Below are 15751 nucleotides of genomic sequence, written 5' to 3' on the forward strand. Positions count from 1 at the left end.
CGGCACCTTCTCACCCACCCGCGCGGCCCGCTTCCCCTTTCAGCGGTCGGCCAGGGCCTTCTCGCCCGCTCTGCGCATCGCGTCGACGGGGGCCGGCCGGTGGCCGGTCATCTGTTCCACCTGGAGTACGGCCTGGTGGACCAGGAGGTCGAGGCCGCTGACGACCGCGCCGCCGTAGCCGGACCAGCGGGCCGCGAGGTCGGTGGGCCAGGGGTCGTAGAGGACGTCGAAGAGGGTGGCGGGGCGTTCCGGTACGGCGGAGGAGAGGGCGTCCGTGGTGCCCGCGGGGGTGGTCGCGAAGACCAGGGGGGCGCGCAGGCCTTCCGCCGCGTCGGCCCAGTCCGCAATACGGACCTCCACGTCGAGCCGCTCGCCCCACTGGCGCATCTCGGCGGCGCGGGCCTCGCTGCGGACGTAGGCGACGACCTCGCCGGTGCAGATCCGGGAGAGGGCGGCGAGTGCGGAGGAGGCCGTGGCGCCGGCGCCGAGGATCGCGGCCGAGTCGACCTGTTCGATGCCGTGTTCGCGGAGGGCGGCGACCATGCCGGGGATGTCGGTGTTGTCGCCGACGCTGCGGCCGTCCTCGGTGAACACGACCGTGTTGACCGCGTCCACCGATGCCGCTGTCTCGCTGATCTCGTCGAGCAGCGGTATGACGGCCCGCTTCAGCGGCATCGTCAGGGACAGCCCCGCCCACTCCGGTCCGAGGTCCGCGAAGAATCCCGGCAGACCGGCCTCGTCGACGTCGAAACGGTCGTACGACCAGCCGTCGAGGCCCAGCTCCCGGTATGCCGCGCGATGCAGCACCGGGGAGAGGGAGTGGGCGATGGGTGAACCGAGCACGGCGGCCCGGCGGGCGTCAGTTGCCCGTGGTGGCATTGAACTTGTCCTTGAGTGCCTGGAATTCGGCGTACGTCTTGGCGAATTCCGTCTTGTTCTCGCCGTCGGTCGCCACGAAGTAGATCCAGCCGTCGTGGGTCGGATTCAGCGCCGCGGCCAGAGCCTCGGCACCGGGGTTGTCGATCGGCCCGGGCGGCAGACCCTTCTGAGTGTACGTGTTGTACGGGTCCTTGTTGCTGTTGATCTCGGACTCGCTGATACGGATGTTACTCTGGCCCTTCAGGTAATTGAAGGTCGAGTCGAATTGCAGGTATCGGTTGGTCTCGGTGTTCGTGGTCTTGAGCCGGTTGTAGACGACTTCGGCCATCTTCCGGAAGTCGTCGTGCGTCTTGCCCTCGGCCTGGACGAGGCTCGCGACCGTGATGACCTGCAGCGGACTGTCCAGCTTGAGCGCCTTGGCCTTCGCCGACAGGTCGATCGCGTCGTAACTGTCGTTGGCCTGGGCGACCATCTGCTTGAGGACCGTTTCGGGCTTCATGCCCTTGGCGGCGCCATAGGTACCCGGGTAGAGGAAGCCCTCCAGCGGGTCCTTGATGTTCGAGTTGTCGTTCGCCCAGTCGGGCAGTCCGAAGCTCTTGAATTCCTTCTTGGCGACCGACTTGGTGGTGCCGTTGGAAATCTGGAGTTTCTTGTCGATCGCCTCGTAGACCTGAGAATTTCGCCAGCCTGGAGGGACGATGAGATTGTCTTTGCTCTTGGGGTCGAGCATCAGCTTGACGGCGGCTGCGGCGGACATTTCTTTCTTCAGCAGAAAGACGCCGGCCTGGATCTTCTTCCCGTCGGGATTCTGCGACTGGGCGGCGACGAACGCGTCGACGCTCTTGACGACGCCCGCCTCTTTCAGCTTCTGCCCGATGTCCGAGCCGAAGGCGCCCTTGGGGATGGTGACGCTGACCGAACCCGTGCCGTCACCCGCGTAGTCGGGGGCCGAGCCGAAACGGTTCTGGTAGAAGTGCCAGCCGAAATAGCCGACGCCGCCGAGGCCGCCGCCGAACACCAGGACGACGACCAGGCAGGCGCAGCCGTTGCGGCGCTTCTTCTCCTTGCCGCCTTTGCCCTTGCCTTTGCCGCCCTTGCCGCGCCGACGGCCGTCCTCCGGCTCGTCGTCGGCCTCGTCATCGTCGTCGCCGCCACCCGCGAAGAACGCGTGTTCGCCCTCATCGGGTCCCGGGTCCCAGTCGGTCTTCTCCGGTTCGGGCTCCGTGCGGCGCTTGCCGGGCGGCTCAGGCGGCGGGAACGCGTCGGGCGTGCCGTAGAGATCGGGCTGTTGTTCGCCGTAGGCGGCGGCCTGTTGTCCGTACGGGTCGCCGGGATCGGCGGCGTAGGGGACCTGGGCATGGGTGCCCATGCCGTCCCAGCCGCCCTGCTGGTACTGCTGCTGCTGACCGACGTACTGCTGATGGCTCTGATCGGCGTACTGCTGCTGGTCGTTGTACTGCTGTTGATCGTTGTACTGCTGGTGCTGATCGGGGTACTGCTGCTGGTGGCCCTGCTCGTCGTAGACCTGGTACTGCTGCTGCGCCTGACCGTAGTCGGCCTGCTGGCCGTTGCCCCAGTCGCCGTACTGCTGCGGCTGCTGCGGCTGTTCCGGATAGTGCTGCTGCTGGCCGTCGTACGAAGACTGCTGGCCCACGTGGGCCTGCTGGCCTTCCCATCCGATGTCCCCGAACAACGGGTCCTCCGGATGCCACGGTTCGGAGCCTGGGCCCCGGCCATACTCAGTCATCGATCCCCTAGAGCCGCGAGGCGGCGGTCGCGGCGCTTGGGGCTCCGGCTCCCGTCCCGCCTCTTGCTGTGCCATGGCTGTTCGAACACCATCGCATCGCGCGGAACGTTACCGTATCGCGATCAGATGACCACTTCGACGCCCTCGCCGGGTGGTTTACCTGACACCCGTTCGGATTCCAACGCCTGCTGAAGGATGATGACCGCCGCCGCCTGGTCGATGACCGAGCGGCCCTTCTTGGAGGTGACGCCCGAGGCGCGCAGTCCCTGACTGGCCGTCACTGTGGTCATCCGTTCGTCCAACAGTCTGACCGGTACCGGGGCGATGCCCTTGGCCAGCTCCTGGGCGAAGGCCCGGACCTTCACGGCGGCCGGTCCCTCGCCGCCCTTGAGGGAGCGGGGGAGGCCGACGACGACTTCGACCGGTTCGTACTCCTCGACGAGTTGCCTCAGCCGACGGTGGGCCGCCGGGATGTCGCGGCCGGGGACCGTCTCGACGGGAGTGGCGAGGATCCCGTCGGGGTCGCACGAGGCGACCCCGATGCGGGCGTCCCCGACGTCGAGCGCGAGCCGACGTCCTCTTCTCATACTCTCGACCGCTTCTTACTTCGCCGTGTCGGCGACGAGGCGCTCGACCGCGTCGACGGCCTCGCCGACGGCGGCCGGGTTCTGGCCGCCGCCCTGGGCCACGTCCGGCTTGCCGCCACCGCCGCCGCCGAGGGTCTTGGCGGCGGCGCGCACCAGGTCACCGGCCTTGAGACCGCGCTCGCGGGCGGCTTCGTTGGTGGCGATGACGGTGAGCGGCTTGCCGTTGTTGACCGTGAACAGGGCTACGACGGCGGCCCGTCCGCCCTGGATGCGGCCGCGCACGTCGAGGACCAGCTTGCGCAGGTCGTCGGGGCTGGTGCCGTCCGGGACCTGGCCGGTGACGACCGCGATGCCGTGCACGTCCTTGGCGGACTCGACGAGACCGGCGGCGGCCTGGAGCACCTTCTCGGCGCGGAACTTCTCGATCTCCTTCTCGGCGTCCTTCAGCTTGCCGAGCATGGCGGAGACCTTCTCCGGAAGCTCCTCCGGACGCCCCTTGATCAGCTCCTGGAGCTGGGCGACGACCGTGTGCTCCCGGGCGAGGAAGTTGTAGGCGTCGACACCGACGAGCGCTTCGATACGGCGGACTCCGGAGCCGATCGATGACTCGCCGAGCAGCTTGACCAGGCCGAGCTGGGAGGTGTTGTGGACGTGGGTGCCGCCGCACAGCTCCTTGGAGAAGTCGCCGATGGTGACGACGCGGACCCGCTCGCCGTACTTCTCGCCGAACTCGGCGATGGCGCCCTGCTTCTTGGCCTCGTCGAGGCTGAGGATCTCGGCGTGCACGTCCAGGTCGCGGGCGAGCACCTCGTTGATCTTCTGCTCGACGTCGGTCATCACGGCGGTGGGAACCGCGGACGGCGATCCGAAGTCGAAGCGGAAGCGGCCCGGCTGGTTCTCGGAACCGGCCTGCGCGGCCGTCGGGCCCAGCGCGTCGCGGAGCGCCTGGTGGGTGAGGTGGGTGGCCGAGTGGGCGCGGGCGATGGCGGTACGGCGGCGGATGTCGATCGCGGCCTCGGCCTTGGCGCCGACGGTGACCTCGCCGAACTGGACGACGCCCTTGTGGACGTAAACCCCAGGCACCGGCTTCTGGCAGTCGCGGATCTCGATCACGGCACCGGACTCGACCTTGATCCGGCCGGTGTCGCCGATCTGGCCGCCGCCCTCGGCGTAGAAGGGGGTGCGGTCGAGGACGATCTCGACCTCGTCGCCCTCGGTCGCGGCCGGGGAGGAGACGCCGTCGACGAGGATGCCGACGATCGTGGACTCCCCCTGGGTGTCCGAGTAACCGATGAAGTCGGTCTCGCCGGCCTTGTCCGCGATCTCGCGGTAGGCGCCGACGCCGGCGTGGCCGGTCTTCTTGGCCTGGGCGTCGGCCTTGGCCTGGTCGCGCTGCTGCTTCATCAGGCGCCGGAAGCCGTCCTCGTCCACGGAAAGGCCCTGTTCGGCGGCCATTTCGAGGGTGAGGTCGATCGGGAAGCCCCAGGTGTCGTGGAGCAGGAACGCCTTGTCGCCGGCGAGCACCTTGCCGCCGTTCTCCTTCGTCTCGGAGATGGCGGTGTCGAGGATGTTGGTGCCGGCCTTCAGCGTCTTGACGAAGGCGGCCTCCTCGGCGAGGGCGACGGTCTCGATGCGCTGGCGGTCGGTGACCAGCTCGGGGTACTGCTGGCCCATCATCGCGATGACCGTGTCGATGAGGTCCTTGACGACCAGGCCGGTGGCGCCGAGGAGGCGCATGTTGCGGATGGCGCGGCGCATGATGCGGCGGAGGACGTAACCGCGGCCCTCGTTGCCGGGGGTCACGCCGTCGCCGATGAGCATCACGGACGTACGCATGTGGTCGGTCACCACGCGCAGGGAGACATCGGACTCGTGCGAGTCGCCGTACTCGACACCGGTCAGCTCGGTGGCCTTCTTGATGACGGCCATGGAGGTGTCGATCTCGTACATGTTCTGCACGCCCTGCAGGATCATCGCGAGGCGCTCCAGGCCGAGGCCCGTGTCGATGTTCTTGCTGGGCAGCTCGCCGAGGATCTCGAAGTCCTCCTTGCCGATGCCCTCGCCGCGCTCGTACTGCATGAAGACCAGGTTCCAGATCTCCACGTACCGCTCGTCGTTGACGGCCGGACCGCCCTCGACGCCGAACTCGGGGCCGCGGTCGTAGTTGATCTCGGAGCACGGACCACACGGACCCGGGACGCCCATCGACCAGTAGTTGTCCTTCTTGCCGAGGCGCTGGATGCGCTCGGCCGGGACGCCGATCTTGTCGCGCCAGATGGTCTCGGCCTCGTCGTCGTCGAGGTAGACCGTGATCCACAGCCGCTCGGGGTCGAGACCGTAACCGCCCTTGTCCTGGGGCGAGGTCAGCAGCTCCCAGGCGTAGGTGATGGCGCCTTCCTTGAAGTAGTCGCCGAAGGAGAAGTTGCCGCACATCTGGAAGAACGTGCCGTGCCGGGTGGTCTTGCCGACCTCTTCGATGTCGGGGGTGCGCACGCACTTCTGCACGCTGGTCGCGCGCGGCCACGGCGGCTTGACCTCGCCGAGGAAGTACGGCTTGAAGGGGACCATGCCGGCGGGGACCAGGAGCAGAGTCGGGTCGTCCGCGATGAGCGACGCCGAGGGGACAACGGTGTGGCCGCGCTCCTCGTAGAAGCTCAGCCAGCGGCGGCGGATTTCAGCCGACTCCATCAGTGGTCCTCATTCCGGTTGTACGAGTACGTCGTCCTGTCGTTGGTTTCGACGGACCTTGGGTTGCTGCGGTTCTCGATGGCGATGTGCTGCCTGGGGGCGGGGAGTTCGGGGTCGACCGGGGCGTTGATCCCCAGCGCGTCGCCGAGTTCGGCCTCCCGCTGGGCCATGCCCGCGCGGACGTCGAGCGCGAAGCCCACCGCGCTGTCCTTGAGCCGGTGCCCGGCTTCGAGCGCCTTGTTGGCCGCGACCGCGGCGAGGTGCTCGGGGGTCAGCTGCTTCAGCTTGCGATTGACCTTGGTGGTCGCCCAGACACCGGCGGCCACGCCCGTGCCGAACCAGAACGTACGGCGGAACATCGCTCGGTCAGTCCTTCTTCCGGGTGCGCTTGCCCCGCCGTCCGGCCGGGACGGTACGGCCCACGATCACCGTACGACGGGACGCCCCGGACGGCGCGGGCACGTCCTCGCGGCGGCCGCCCAGGGCCCGGCGGACGCCGTAGCCGAAGGCCGCGACCTTGACGAGGGGACCGCCGAAGGTGGAGGCGACGGTGGTGGACAGGGCGGAGGCGTTCGACGTGACTTCCTGGACGTCGGTCGCGATCGCGTCGACCCGGTCGATCTGGGTCTGCGCCGAGCGCACCGCCGCGGAGGCGTCCGCCAGGAGCGGGACGGCCTGGTCCGTCACGTCCGCGACCAGCTTGGTGGTCGCCTTGAGCGTCTGGGCCAGCCTCACCAGTGCGACGGCGAGGAAGGAGACCAGGATCGCCCAGAAGACGGCCACCAGGATCCCGGCCACCTCTCCACCGGACACCTGACACCCGCTCTCATAAACACCTGTAGATAACTGGTCCCGAGCCTATCGCGCCGAGGATGGCGCTCCGTACCGCATTACCGCCCCGCGCGCGGTGGAGTTGGGCGAAGCGATTGTACGGACTGAACACGGTTCAGTACGCTCCGTGTTCCATGCGAGCTTCCCATGGCGGCGACGCCACCGCGGACGGCAATCTGCCCCTCGAACCCGACCGGTTCGTGGGCCGCTCGGCCGAACTCACCGAACTGGCACGGGCGCTCGACGCGTCGCGTCTGGTCACGGTGACCGGGCCCGGCGGGGTCGGCAAGTCCCGGCTCGCGGCCCACGCGGCGGCCCGGTCCGCTCCCCCGGACGGCGTGTGGCGGGTGGAGCTGGCGTCGGTGCGCGATCCGGAACTCGTGGACTTCGCGGTCGTGGAGGCGCTGGGGCTGACGGATCACACCACGCGGCTGCCGCGGGAGGCACTGCTCACGTATCTGGCGGGTCGTCAACTCCTGTTGCTGCTGGACGGGTTCGAGCATCTGGTGGAGGTGTGCGCCCCTCTGGTGGCCGAGTTGGTGGGGCGGGTGCCGGGGCTGCGGGTGCTGGCGGTGGGGCGGCGGCCGTTGGAGCTGGCGGGCGAGCGGGTGGTGGCGCTGGCGCCGCTGGGCGAGGGCGAGGCGGTCGAGCTGCTGGCTGAGCGGGCCGCGCAGCAGGGGGTCGTCCTCGGCGAAGAGGACGCGGACGTACGGGAGTTGTGCCGGCGCCTTGACGGGATCCCCCTCGCCGTCGAACTGGCGGCGGGGCGGCTGCGGGCCCTGTCGCCCGGGGAGTTGCTGGCGCGGTTCGACGACCGGTTCCGGCTGCTGGCGGGTGGGCGCAGGGACGCGTTGCCCCGGCATCAGACGCTGCGGACGGCGATCGGCTGGAGCCATGAGCTGTGCACGCCCGAGGAGCGGTTGCTGTGGGCGCGGCTGTCGGTGTTCGCCGGGCGCTTCGACCTGGAGGCCGCCGAGTACGTCTGCGGCGGCGACGGACTCCCCTCGGACGGCGTCCTCGACGTGCTGGCCGAACTCCTCGCGCAGTCCGTGGTCGTCCGTGAGTTGACGGCGACGGGTGTGCGCTACCGGATGCTCGACACGATCCGGGCCTACGGCGCCGACTGGCTGGAGGCGACCGGGGACGCGGCCCGGCTGCGGCGCAGGCACCGGGACTGGTATCTGGGGCTTGCCACCTGGTGCGAGCTGGACTGGTTCTCGCCGCGTCAGGGCGAGGTCGCCGCGCGGGTCGAGGCGGAGCTGCCGAATCTGCGCGGCGCCCTGGAGTACTGCCTGACCGAGCCGGACGAGACACATCTGGGCCAGTACCTGGCGGGCTCCCTGTGGTTCTACTGGGCGGGCTGCGGACGGCTCTCGGAGGGCCGGCACTGGCTGGAGCAGGCCGTACAGCTCGACTCCGACAACGACCAGTCGCGGCTGAAGGCCCTTTGGGTGCTCGGCTATGTGGCGATCCTCCAGGGCGACACCGTGCCCGCGCTCGCCGCGCTCCAGGAGTGCCGCGAGGAGGCCGACCACGCGGCGAACCCCACGGCGGTGGCGTACGCCGAACACCGCACCGGCTGCCTGGCGTTGGTCACGGACGACATGCCCCGCGCGGAGACCCTGCTGCGCTCGGCGCTCGACCGCTACCAGCAGATCGGCGAGCTGAACAGCAACGTCCTGATGGGCCAGGTCGAGCTGGCGATGGCCCGGGCCTTCCAGGGCGATCTCGCGGACGCGGTGAAGCTGTGCGAGGACGTACGGCGGGTCTGTGAGGACCACGGCGAGCGGTGGACCCGGGCGTACGCGCTGTACGTCCTGGCCTACGTCGCCTGGAGCGAGGGCGAACTCCCGCACGCGCGGGACCTGTTGGCGGACTGCCTGGGCAGCGCGCACGGCTTCCGGGATCTGCTGGGGTCGGTGCTGGCGGTCGAACTGCTGGCCCTCGTCACGGCGGCGGAGGGCGATGCCGCCGAGGCCGCGCTGCTGCAGGGCGCGGCGGGCGTGATGTGGCCGTCGGTGGGTCTGCCGCTGTTCGGTTCGGCGTACTACAACGCGCCGCACGAGCTGTGCGAGGCGATGGCCCGCGAGCGGCTGGGCGACGGGCCGTACGAGGAGCGCGTACGCGAGGGCGCGCGGCTCGGCCGGGAGGCCGCCGTGGCACGGGCGTTGGGGCAGCGACGGCCCCTCGACGCGGTACCGGTGCCGCGTGGGCCCGTACGGCCTGCGCCGGTCGGCGTGGACATGCGAAAGCCCGCCGCCTCGCCCACCCGGAAGGGCGGGGAGACGGCGGGCTGACGTGGTGCAGGTGGTGCTACGTCCGTGAGGTGATCAGCGGGCGTAGTACTCGACGACGAGCTGCTCGTCGCAGATCACCGGGATCTCCTTGCGGTTCGGCTCGCGGTCCAGGCGGAACGCCAGGGCACCGAGGTTCACCTGGAGGTAGCGCGGGGTCTCGCCGTCGGGGGCGAAGCCACCGGCGCGGGAGACCTCGAACAGGGTCTTGCTGCGGCTGCGCTCGCGGACCATGACGACGTCGTCCGGCTTGACGCGGAAGGACGGCTTGTCGACCTTCTGGCCGTTGACCTCGATGTGGCCGTGCACGACCATCTGGCGGGCCTGGTAGATCGTACGGGCGATGCCCGAACGAAGGACCAGCGCGTCGAGACGACGCTCCAGCTCGATGATCAGGGCCTCACCGGTCTTGCCCTGGACCTTGGAGGCACGCTCGTAGGCGCGGACGAGCTGGCGCTCGGACACGTCGTACTGCGCGCGCAGACGCTGCTTCTCCAGCAGACGGACCTTGTAGTCCGAGTTCTGCTTGCGGCCACGACCGTGCTCACCCGGCGGGTAGGGACGGGCCTCGAAGTACTTGACGGCCTTCGGGGTCAGCGCGATGCCGAGGGCACGCGACTTCTTGACCTTGGGGCGGGACTGATTCGCCACGATGTCTCTTTCCTGGTTATCGGCTTGTCAGGGTGGTGAGAGAGGTCGCATCCGCAGCCGGGGAGACCCGCCGAATCCCTTGCGGGACGTGGTGGGCAGCCGCTCCCCTGATCTGGGCACTACGTGCAGCACGCGAGTGGCCCACCGACCGGTCCCGCCCTGCGGCGGATGGTGGTGGGCTGCCCGCGACACCATTCGAACGGTGCGCGACGCTCCTGGAGTCGGTCCTCACGGACCGGGTCTCCGGCTGGCCGTCCCGTTCTGACAGCACGGGACACAGCACTTCGGGGGATTCTACAGGGTGCTCAGGACCGCTTACGACCAAGGTGTTTCCTGGTCCACTCCACGGCGTCCGCGTACCGCGCCTCGGCCCCGTGCCGGGTCGGCTCGTAGTACTCGCGGTCCTTCAGCTCCTCCGGGGCGTACTGCTGCTCGGCGATCCCCTCGGGCAGATCGTGCGGGTAGACGTACCCCTGGGCGTGCCCCAGCTTGGCCGCGCCCTTGTAGTGCCCGTCCCGCAGATGCATGGGCACCGGGCCCGCATGCCCCTTCCGCACGTCCTCCATGGCGGCGCCGATCGCCGTGGTCGCCGCGTTCGACTTGGGGGCCAGGGCCAGCGCGATGGTGGCGTGGCTGAGGGTGAGCGCGGCCTCGGGGAAGCCGATCATCGCTACGGCCTGTGCGGCGGCGACCGCGATGGGCAGCGCGTTGGGATCGGCCAGGCCGATGTCCTCACTGGCGGAGATCATCAGCCGGCGGGCGATGAAGCGGGGATCCTCACCGGCCTCGATCATGCGGGCCAGGTAGTGCAGGGCCGCGTCGACGTCCGAGCCGCGGATGGACTTGATGAGGGCGCTGGCCACGTCGTAGTGCTGGTCGCCGTCCCGGTCGTACTTCACGGCCGCGCGGTCGACCGTCTCCTCCAGGGTCTGGAGGGTGATGTCCGGCTCGCCCTTGTCGAGGGCGGCCCCGGCGGCGGCCTCCAGGGCGGTCAGCGCGCGGCGGGCGTCGCCGCCGGCGATGCGCAGCAGGTGGTTCTCGCTGTCCTCGGGGAGGGTGATCGCGTCCTTGAGCCCGCGCTCGTCGGACAGGGCCCGGCGCAGCAGCGCGCGCAGGTCGTCGTCCGTGAGGGGTTCGAGGGTGAGGAGCAGGGAGCGGGACAGCAGCGGGGAGATCACCGAGAAGTACGGGTTCTCCGTGGTCGCCGCGATCAGGGTGATCCAGCGGTTCTCCACGGCCGGGAGGAGGGAGTCCTGCTGGGCCTTGCTGAAGCGGTGGATCTCGTCGAGGAAGAGAACGGTCTCCTTGCCGAAGCCCCCGGTGGCACGGCGGGCGCCGTCGATGACCGCGCGGACCTCTTTCACGCCCGCGGTGATCGCGGACAGCTCCACGAACCGCTTGTTGGTGGCCTTGGAGACGACGTACGCGAGGGTCGTCTTCCCGGTGCCGGGTGGCCCCCAGAGGATCACCGAGGACGCTCCGGCCGGGCCGCCCGCGCCCTCGCCGACCAGTCGGCGCAGGGGCGAGCCCGGCTTCAGCAGATGCTGCTGGCCCACCACCTCGTCGAGGGTGCGCGGGCGCATCCGTACCGCCAGAGGACTGCTGGACGGGTCCTTCTCCTGGCGTTCTTCGGCTGCGGCGGTGAAAAGGTCGGGCTCCACGTCCAAAACCCTATGTCACCGCACTGACAATCCGGTCGGGGCCGGAATCACGCCCAGAGCTGCGTGCCCCAGCGGGTCAGGATCAGCATCGCGATGATGCCCACGTGGGTGACCGGGAGGACCCAGGTGAACTCGCCCAGGAAGTTCTTGACCGGGCGCGGGACCTTCAGGAAGTCGTTGCGCATGTTGAACGAGGTGACGTACCAGAACATGGTGATCGTGGCGACCCAGGCCAGCGAGCACCACAGGCACAGCGCGTTGATCCGGTACAGCGACTGGAACTGCAGCCAGGTGCAGAAGCCCACCCCGAAGAGCGTGCCGAAGTTGAAGGTCAGCCAGTACCAGCGGGGGAACTTCACCCGGGTCAGCAGGCTGATGCCGACGCAGATCACGATGCCGTAGGCGACCAGGCCGAGCATCGGGTTCGGGAAGCCGAAGGCCGCGGCCTGCTTGCTCTCCATGACGCTGCCGCAGGACACGATCGGGTTGATGCTGCAGCTCGGGGTGAACGTCTTGCCCGCGAGCTTGCCCTCGAGGATCTTGAACTTGTCGATCGTGATGACCCACGCGGCGAGCAGTCCGGCCGCACCGGTGATCACCAGCAGCACGGCGAAGGCCCGGCTGCTGCCGACCGTGCGCGGCTCCTCCGCCGTGTGCTCCGGCTCGGAGTCGGTGGAGACGTCCTTCACTGTCGTCTTGCTCATCACGCCGATCCGTCACTTGAGAGTTGGACCATCTTCGGGCAGGGCCATTGTGCCGCACGCACGGGCCTGTCCACCGTTCGGTGGACATAAGGAAGTACGCACGGTCGTCCCTGAGCACTCGATTCCGGACGATGCTCATGGCATGACAACACAGGCGAACGAACTCGCAGTGGATGTGCGGGGGCTGCGCAAGCGGTACGGGGACGTGACCGCCGTCGACGGAATCGACCTGGAGATACGCACCGGGGAGGTGTTCGGCCTGCTCGGACCCAATGGCGCGGGCAAGAGCACCACGGTGGAGATCCTCCAGGGCAATCGCGGCCGGGACGCGGGCGAGGTCCTCGTCCTCGGGTCGGACCCGGCGACGGGCACGCGCGCGTGGCGTTCGCGGGTCGGCATCGTCTGGCAGGACGAATCGGCACCCGCGGAGTTGACGGTCGGCGAGACCGTACGGCATTTCGCCCGCTACTACCCGCGTCCGCGGGACCCCGAGGAGGTCATCGGCCTGGTGGGTCTTGAGGCCAAGGTGGACAGCCGGATCAAGGCGCTGTCGGGCGGCCAACGCAGACGGCTCGACGTGGCCCTCGGAGTGATCGGCGACCCGGAACTCCTGCTCCTGGACGAGCCGACGACCGGTTTCGACCCGGCGGCCCGACGCCAGTTCTGGGACCTGATCCGCAAGCTCGCCGGCGAGGGCACCACCATCCTCCTCACCACCCACTACCTGGAGGAGGCGGAGAACCTCGCCGACCGCCTCGCCATCGTCGCCAAGGGCCGGGTGGTCGCCGAGGGCGAACCGGCCGCCCTGCGCGAGGCCCACGGCACCGGAGCCACCGTCGAGTGGACGGAGCCCGACGGCACCCCGCGCGCGGAGCACACCGACACTCCTACCAAGGTCGTGGCGGAGCTCATGCACCGCTTCGACGGCGAGATCCCCGGGCTGCTGGTGACGCGCCCCACCCTGGAGGACGTCTACCTCCGGCTGACCGGACAGGAGGACGTGCGATGACTGCGACGGTGGTGCAGGCCCGGCCCCAGACCTCCGACGAACGGCTGCCCGGAGCCTGGGGGCTCGGGCTGCGGCGCGGGGTGCTGGAGCTCAAACAGTTCTTCCGCCAGCGCGACCAGGTGGTCTTCACCTTCGCCTTCCCGGTCGTGTTCCTCTTCCTCTTCGCATCGATCTTCAAGGACGACGTCCGGGGCGCGGGCGTCACCGCCTCCCAGCTCTACGTCCCGGCCATGATGGCCGCCGGCATCATGTCGACGAGCTTCCAGTCCCTCGGCATCTCGATCGCGATCGAACGCGACGAGAAGGTACTGCGCCGCCTGCGCGGCACCCCGATGCCACCGGCCGCGTACTTCCTCGGCAAGATCTGGCTCGTTCTGGTCACGGGCCTGATGGAGACGGCGATCCTGCTGCTCGTCGGGACCGGCTTCTACGGCGTCGACCTGCCCTCGTCGGCCACCAAGTGGCTGGACTTCGGGTGGATCTTCGTGCTCGGGCTGACGGCGTGCGCGCTGCTCGGCATCGCGGTCAGCTCGGTGCCCAAGTCCGGGAAGAGCGCGACCTCCGTGGTCGTACTGCCCTTCCTGGTCCTGCAGTTCATCTCCGGGGTGTACATCTCGATCGACACCATTCCGGACTGGATGCTCAACATCGGTGCCCTGTTCCCGCTGAAGTGGATGTGCCAGGGGCTGCGCGGGGTGTTCCTGCCCTCGTCGGCGCAGGTGCTGGAGCAGGCCGGGAGCTGGGAGTTCGGGAAGGTCGCGCTGGTGCTCGGGGCGTGGTGCGTCGGAGGATTGCTGCTGTGTCTGCTGACCTTCCGGTGGAAGAACCGGCGCGACGGATGACCGTTCCCGCCCCGGTCAAGGGCTCGTACACCTGGGACCGCTCCTTCCGGCTCTGGGACACGTACTTCGCCCTGATCTGGCTGGCCACCCTGGTGTTCGTGCTCGGCACGGACCGGCCGGGGTGGCCGGTTCGCGTCACGGCGGCGGCTCTGCTCCTCCCCCTCGTGCCGCTCTACGTCTGGATCGGGCGCCCGGTCCTCCAGGGCGATCCGCCCGACGAGCGGCGGGCCGTCGGCTACCTCGTGGCGCAGATGGCGCTGTTCCTGCCGTCGGCGGTGCTGGTCGGCGAGACCCGGCTGATGTGCTTCGCGCTCGTCCCGCCCTGCTTCATGGTGCTGCGGCTGCGGTGGGCGCTGATCGCGGTGACCGTGATCAACATCGCGCCGGTGATCGGCTGGACGCTGCTGTGGTGGCCCGGCGCCCAGGACGTGTTCTTCAACTCGGTGTTCGCCGTGGTCACCCTGGTCTTCTCGATGGCCCTCGGCACGTGGATCATCCGGGTCATCGAACAGAGCCAGGAGCGCGCCGAGTTGATCGCCGAACTGGACGCGAGCCGCCACGAGGTGTCCCGGCTGTCGTCGGCGCACGGCGCGCTCGCCGAACGCGAGCGCATGGCCCGCGAGATCCACGACACCCTCGCCCAGGGCTTCACCAGTCTGCTGATGCTGATCCAGGCCGTGGAGGCCGAGTTGCACGACGACCCGGCCCAGGCCCGCCGCCATCTCGCTCTGATGGACGAGACCGCCCGGCAGAACCTCGCCGAGGCCCGTGCCCTGGTCGCCGGCGGCACACCGGCCGACCTCGCCGACGCCTCGCTGCCGGACGCCCTGCGCCGGCTCGCCGCCCGCCATGACGCGGCGCTGGCGGTGACCGGCCCCGTGCGCGCGCTGCCCGCCGCGCCCGAGGTGGTCGCCCTGCGCTCCTGCCAGGAGGCCCTTGCCAACGCCCGCAAGCACGCCGGGAGTTCGGCGACGGTGAGCCTCACGCTGGCGTACGCCGACGAGACGCTGACCGTGTCCGTGCGGGACGACGGCTGCGGTTTCGAGCCGGACGCGGTATCCGGCGGCTACGGCCTGGCGGGGCTCCGCACCCGGGCCGCCGAGGCGGGCGGGACGGCGCTGGTGCGCAGCGCGCCGGGCGGGGGCACGACGGTGACGGTCCGGCTGCCGGTGTCCCCTGCCTCGCCCGCATCGCCCTTGAGGAGTCCCCGATGATCCGGATCGTGCTGGCCGACGACCATCCCGTCGTACGGGAGGGTCTGCGCGCCATGCTCAGCGCCGAACCGGACCTCGACGTGGTCGCCGACGCGTCCAGCGGGCCGCAGGCCGAGGCGCTGGCGGCCGAACTCCGGCCCGACATCGTGCTGATGGACCTGCGGATGCCGGGCGGCGGAGGCGTCGACTCCATCGTGCGGATGAGCGCGGCGGGGCTGCCGTGCCGGGTGATCGTCCTCACGACGTACGAGACGGACCGGGACATCCTGCGCGCGGTGGAAGCGGGGGCGGCGGGCTATCTGCTGAAGGATCTGCCGCGAGGTGAACTGGCCGACGCCGTACGGGCCGCCGCGCGGGGCGAGACGGTGCTGGCGCCCTCTGTGGCGGCGCGGTTGGTGGACCAGTTGCGGACGAAGCCGGAGCGGCCGCGGTTGTCCGAGCGGGAGACCTCGGTGCTGCGGTTGGTGGCGGAGGGGTGCACCAACGCGGAGATCGGGCGGCGGTTGTACATCGGGGAGTCGACCGTGAAGACGCATCTGCTGCGGGTCTTCGGGAAGTTGGGGGTGGACGACCGGACGGCGGCGGTGACGAGTGCGATGCGGCACGGGTTGCTGGACTAGGGATTCTCGCCCCCGCCGCCCCTA

The 15751-nt window shown here is 69.7% G+C and carries 14 protein-coding genes; 5 read left to right on the forward strand and 9 right to left on the reverse strand.

All coding sequences use genetic code 11. The features are described 5' to 3' along the window. Positions 1-39: 39 nt before the first annotated feature. The 6 genes from JHN45_RS22720 to JHN45_RS22745 form a co-directional block, all read right to left on the reverse strand. Positions 40-879, reverse strand: a complete 840-nt coding sequence (locus JHN45_RS22720; protein WP_201050357.1) for a shikimate dehydrogenase — start codon at positions 877-879, stop codon at positions 40-42. Then, positions 860-2626, reverse strand: coding sequence for an endolytic transglycosylase MltG (gene mltG, locus JHN45_RS22725; RefSeq protein ID WP_200712623.1), 1767 nt, complete (start codon positions 2624-2626; stop codon positions 860-862). Before mltG ends, JHN45_RS22720 begins: the two co-directional genes overlap by 20 nt. A 122-nt stretch (positions 2627-2748) precedes the next feature. Further along, complete coding sequence (gene ruvX / locus JHN45_RS22730) at positions 2749-3213, reverse strand: Holliday junction resolvase RuvX (RefSeq protein WP_200712624.1); 465 nt, start codon at positions 3211-3213, stop codon at positions 2749-2751. A gap of 15 nt (positions 3214-3228) precedes the next feature. Next, the gene (gene alaS / locus JHN45_RS22735; protein WP_200712625.1) at positions 3229-5901 is read right to left on the reverse strand and encodes an alanine--tRNA ligase; all 2673 of its coding nucleotides are present in this window, start codon (positions 5899-5901) and stop codon (positions 3229-3231) included. Continuing rightward, the gene (locus tag JHN45_RS22740; RefSeq protein WP_200712626.1) at positions 5901-6260 is read right to left on the reverse strand and encodes a hypothetical protein; all 360 of its coding nucleotides are present in this window, start codon (positions 6258-6260) and stop codon (positions 5901-5903) included. Before JHN45_RS22740 ends, alaS begins: the two co-directional genes overlap by 1 nt. Before the next feature lie 7 nt (positions 6261-6267). Then, a complete protein-coding gene (locus JHN45_RS22745) occupies positions 6268-6714 on the reverse strand; it encodes a DUF948 domain-containing protein (protein WP_063744453.1) in 447 nt (148 codons plus the stop codon). Positions 6715-6866: 152 nt separating this feature from the next. Here JHN45_RS22745 and JHN45_RS22750 point away from each other — a divergent pair, with 152 nt between their 5' ends. Then, positions 6867-9029, forward strand: a complete 2163-nt coding sequence (locus JHN45_RS22750; protein ID WP_201050359.1) for an AAA family ATPase — start codon at positions 6867-6869, stop codon at positions 9027-9029. A gap of 33 nt (positions 9030-9062) precedes the next feature. Here JHN45_RS22750 and rpsD read toward each other — a convergent pair whose 3' ends face one another. The 3 genes from rpsD to JHN45_RS22765 all read right to left on the reverse strand — a co-directional run bounded on the left by rpsD (position 9063) and on the right by JHN45_RS22765 (position 12042). Beyond that, positions 9063-9677, reverse strand: coding sequence for a 30S ribosomal protein S4 (rpsD, locus tag JHN45_RS22755; RefSeq protein ID WP_019066381.1), 615 nt, complete (start codon positions 9675-9677; stop codon positions 9063-9065). A 305-nt stretch (positions 9678-9982) separates the two neighbouring features. Further along, positions 9983-11338, reverse strand: a complete 1356-nt coding sequence (locus JHN45_RS22760) for a replication-associated recombination protein A (RefSeq protein WP_200712628.1) — start codon at positions 11336-11338, stop codon at positions 9983-9985. A gap of 47 nt (positions 11339-11385) precedes the next feature. Then, positions 11386-12042, reverse strand: coding sequence for a vitamin K epoxide reductase family protein (locus JHN45_RS22765; protein WP_201050361.1), 657 nt, complete (start codon positions 12040-12042; stop codon positions 11386-11388). Between the two features lie 142 nt (positions 12043-12184). Here JHN45_RS22765 and JHN45_RS22770 point away from each other — a divergent pair, with 142 nt between their 5' ends. The 4 genes from JHN45_RS22770 to JHN45_RS22785 are packed head-to-tail and all read left to right on the forward strand — an operon-like array spanning position 12185 to position 15727. Then, complete coding sequence (locus JHN45_RS22770; RefSeq protein ID WP_201050363.1) at positions 12185-13051, forward strand: ABC transporter ATP-binding protein; 867 nt, start codon at positions 12185-12187, stop codon at positions 13049-13051. Beyond that, positions 13048-13893 carry an ABC transporter permease gene (locus JHN45_RS22775; RefSeq protein WP_200712631.1) on the forward strand — a complete coding sequence of 282 codons (846 nt, stop codon included), beginning with the start codon at positions 13048-13050 and terminating at the stop codon, positions 13891-13893. Before JHN45_RS22770 ends, JHN45_RS22775 begins: the two co-directional genes overlap by 4 nt. Further along, positions 13890-15107 carry a sensor histidine kinase gene (locus JHN45_RS22780; RefSeq protein WP_201050365.1) on the forward strand — a complete coding sequence of 406 codons (1218 nt, stop codon included), beginning with the start codon at positions 13890-13892 and terminating at the stop codon, positions 15105-15107. Before JHN45_RS22775 ends, JHN45_RS22780 begins: the two co-directional genes overlap by 4 nt. After that, on the forward strand, positions 15104-15727 hold the full coding sequence (locus JHN45_RS22785) for a response regulator transcription factor (RefSeq protein ID WP_200712633.1): 624 nt from the start codon (positions 15104-15106) through the stop codon (positions 15725-15727). Before JHN45_RS22780 ends, JHN45_RS22785 begins: the two co-directional genes overlap by 4 nt. Positions 15728-15751: the final 24 nt, after the last annotated feature.

The organism is Streptomyces sp. MBT53 (assembly GCF_016654115.1).
In the GTDB taxonomy this organism is placed as follows: Bacteria; Actinomycetota; Actinomycetes; order Streptomycetales; family Streptomycetaceae; genus Streptomyces.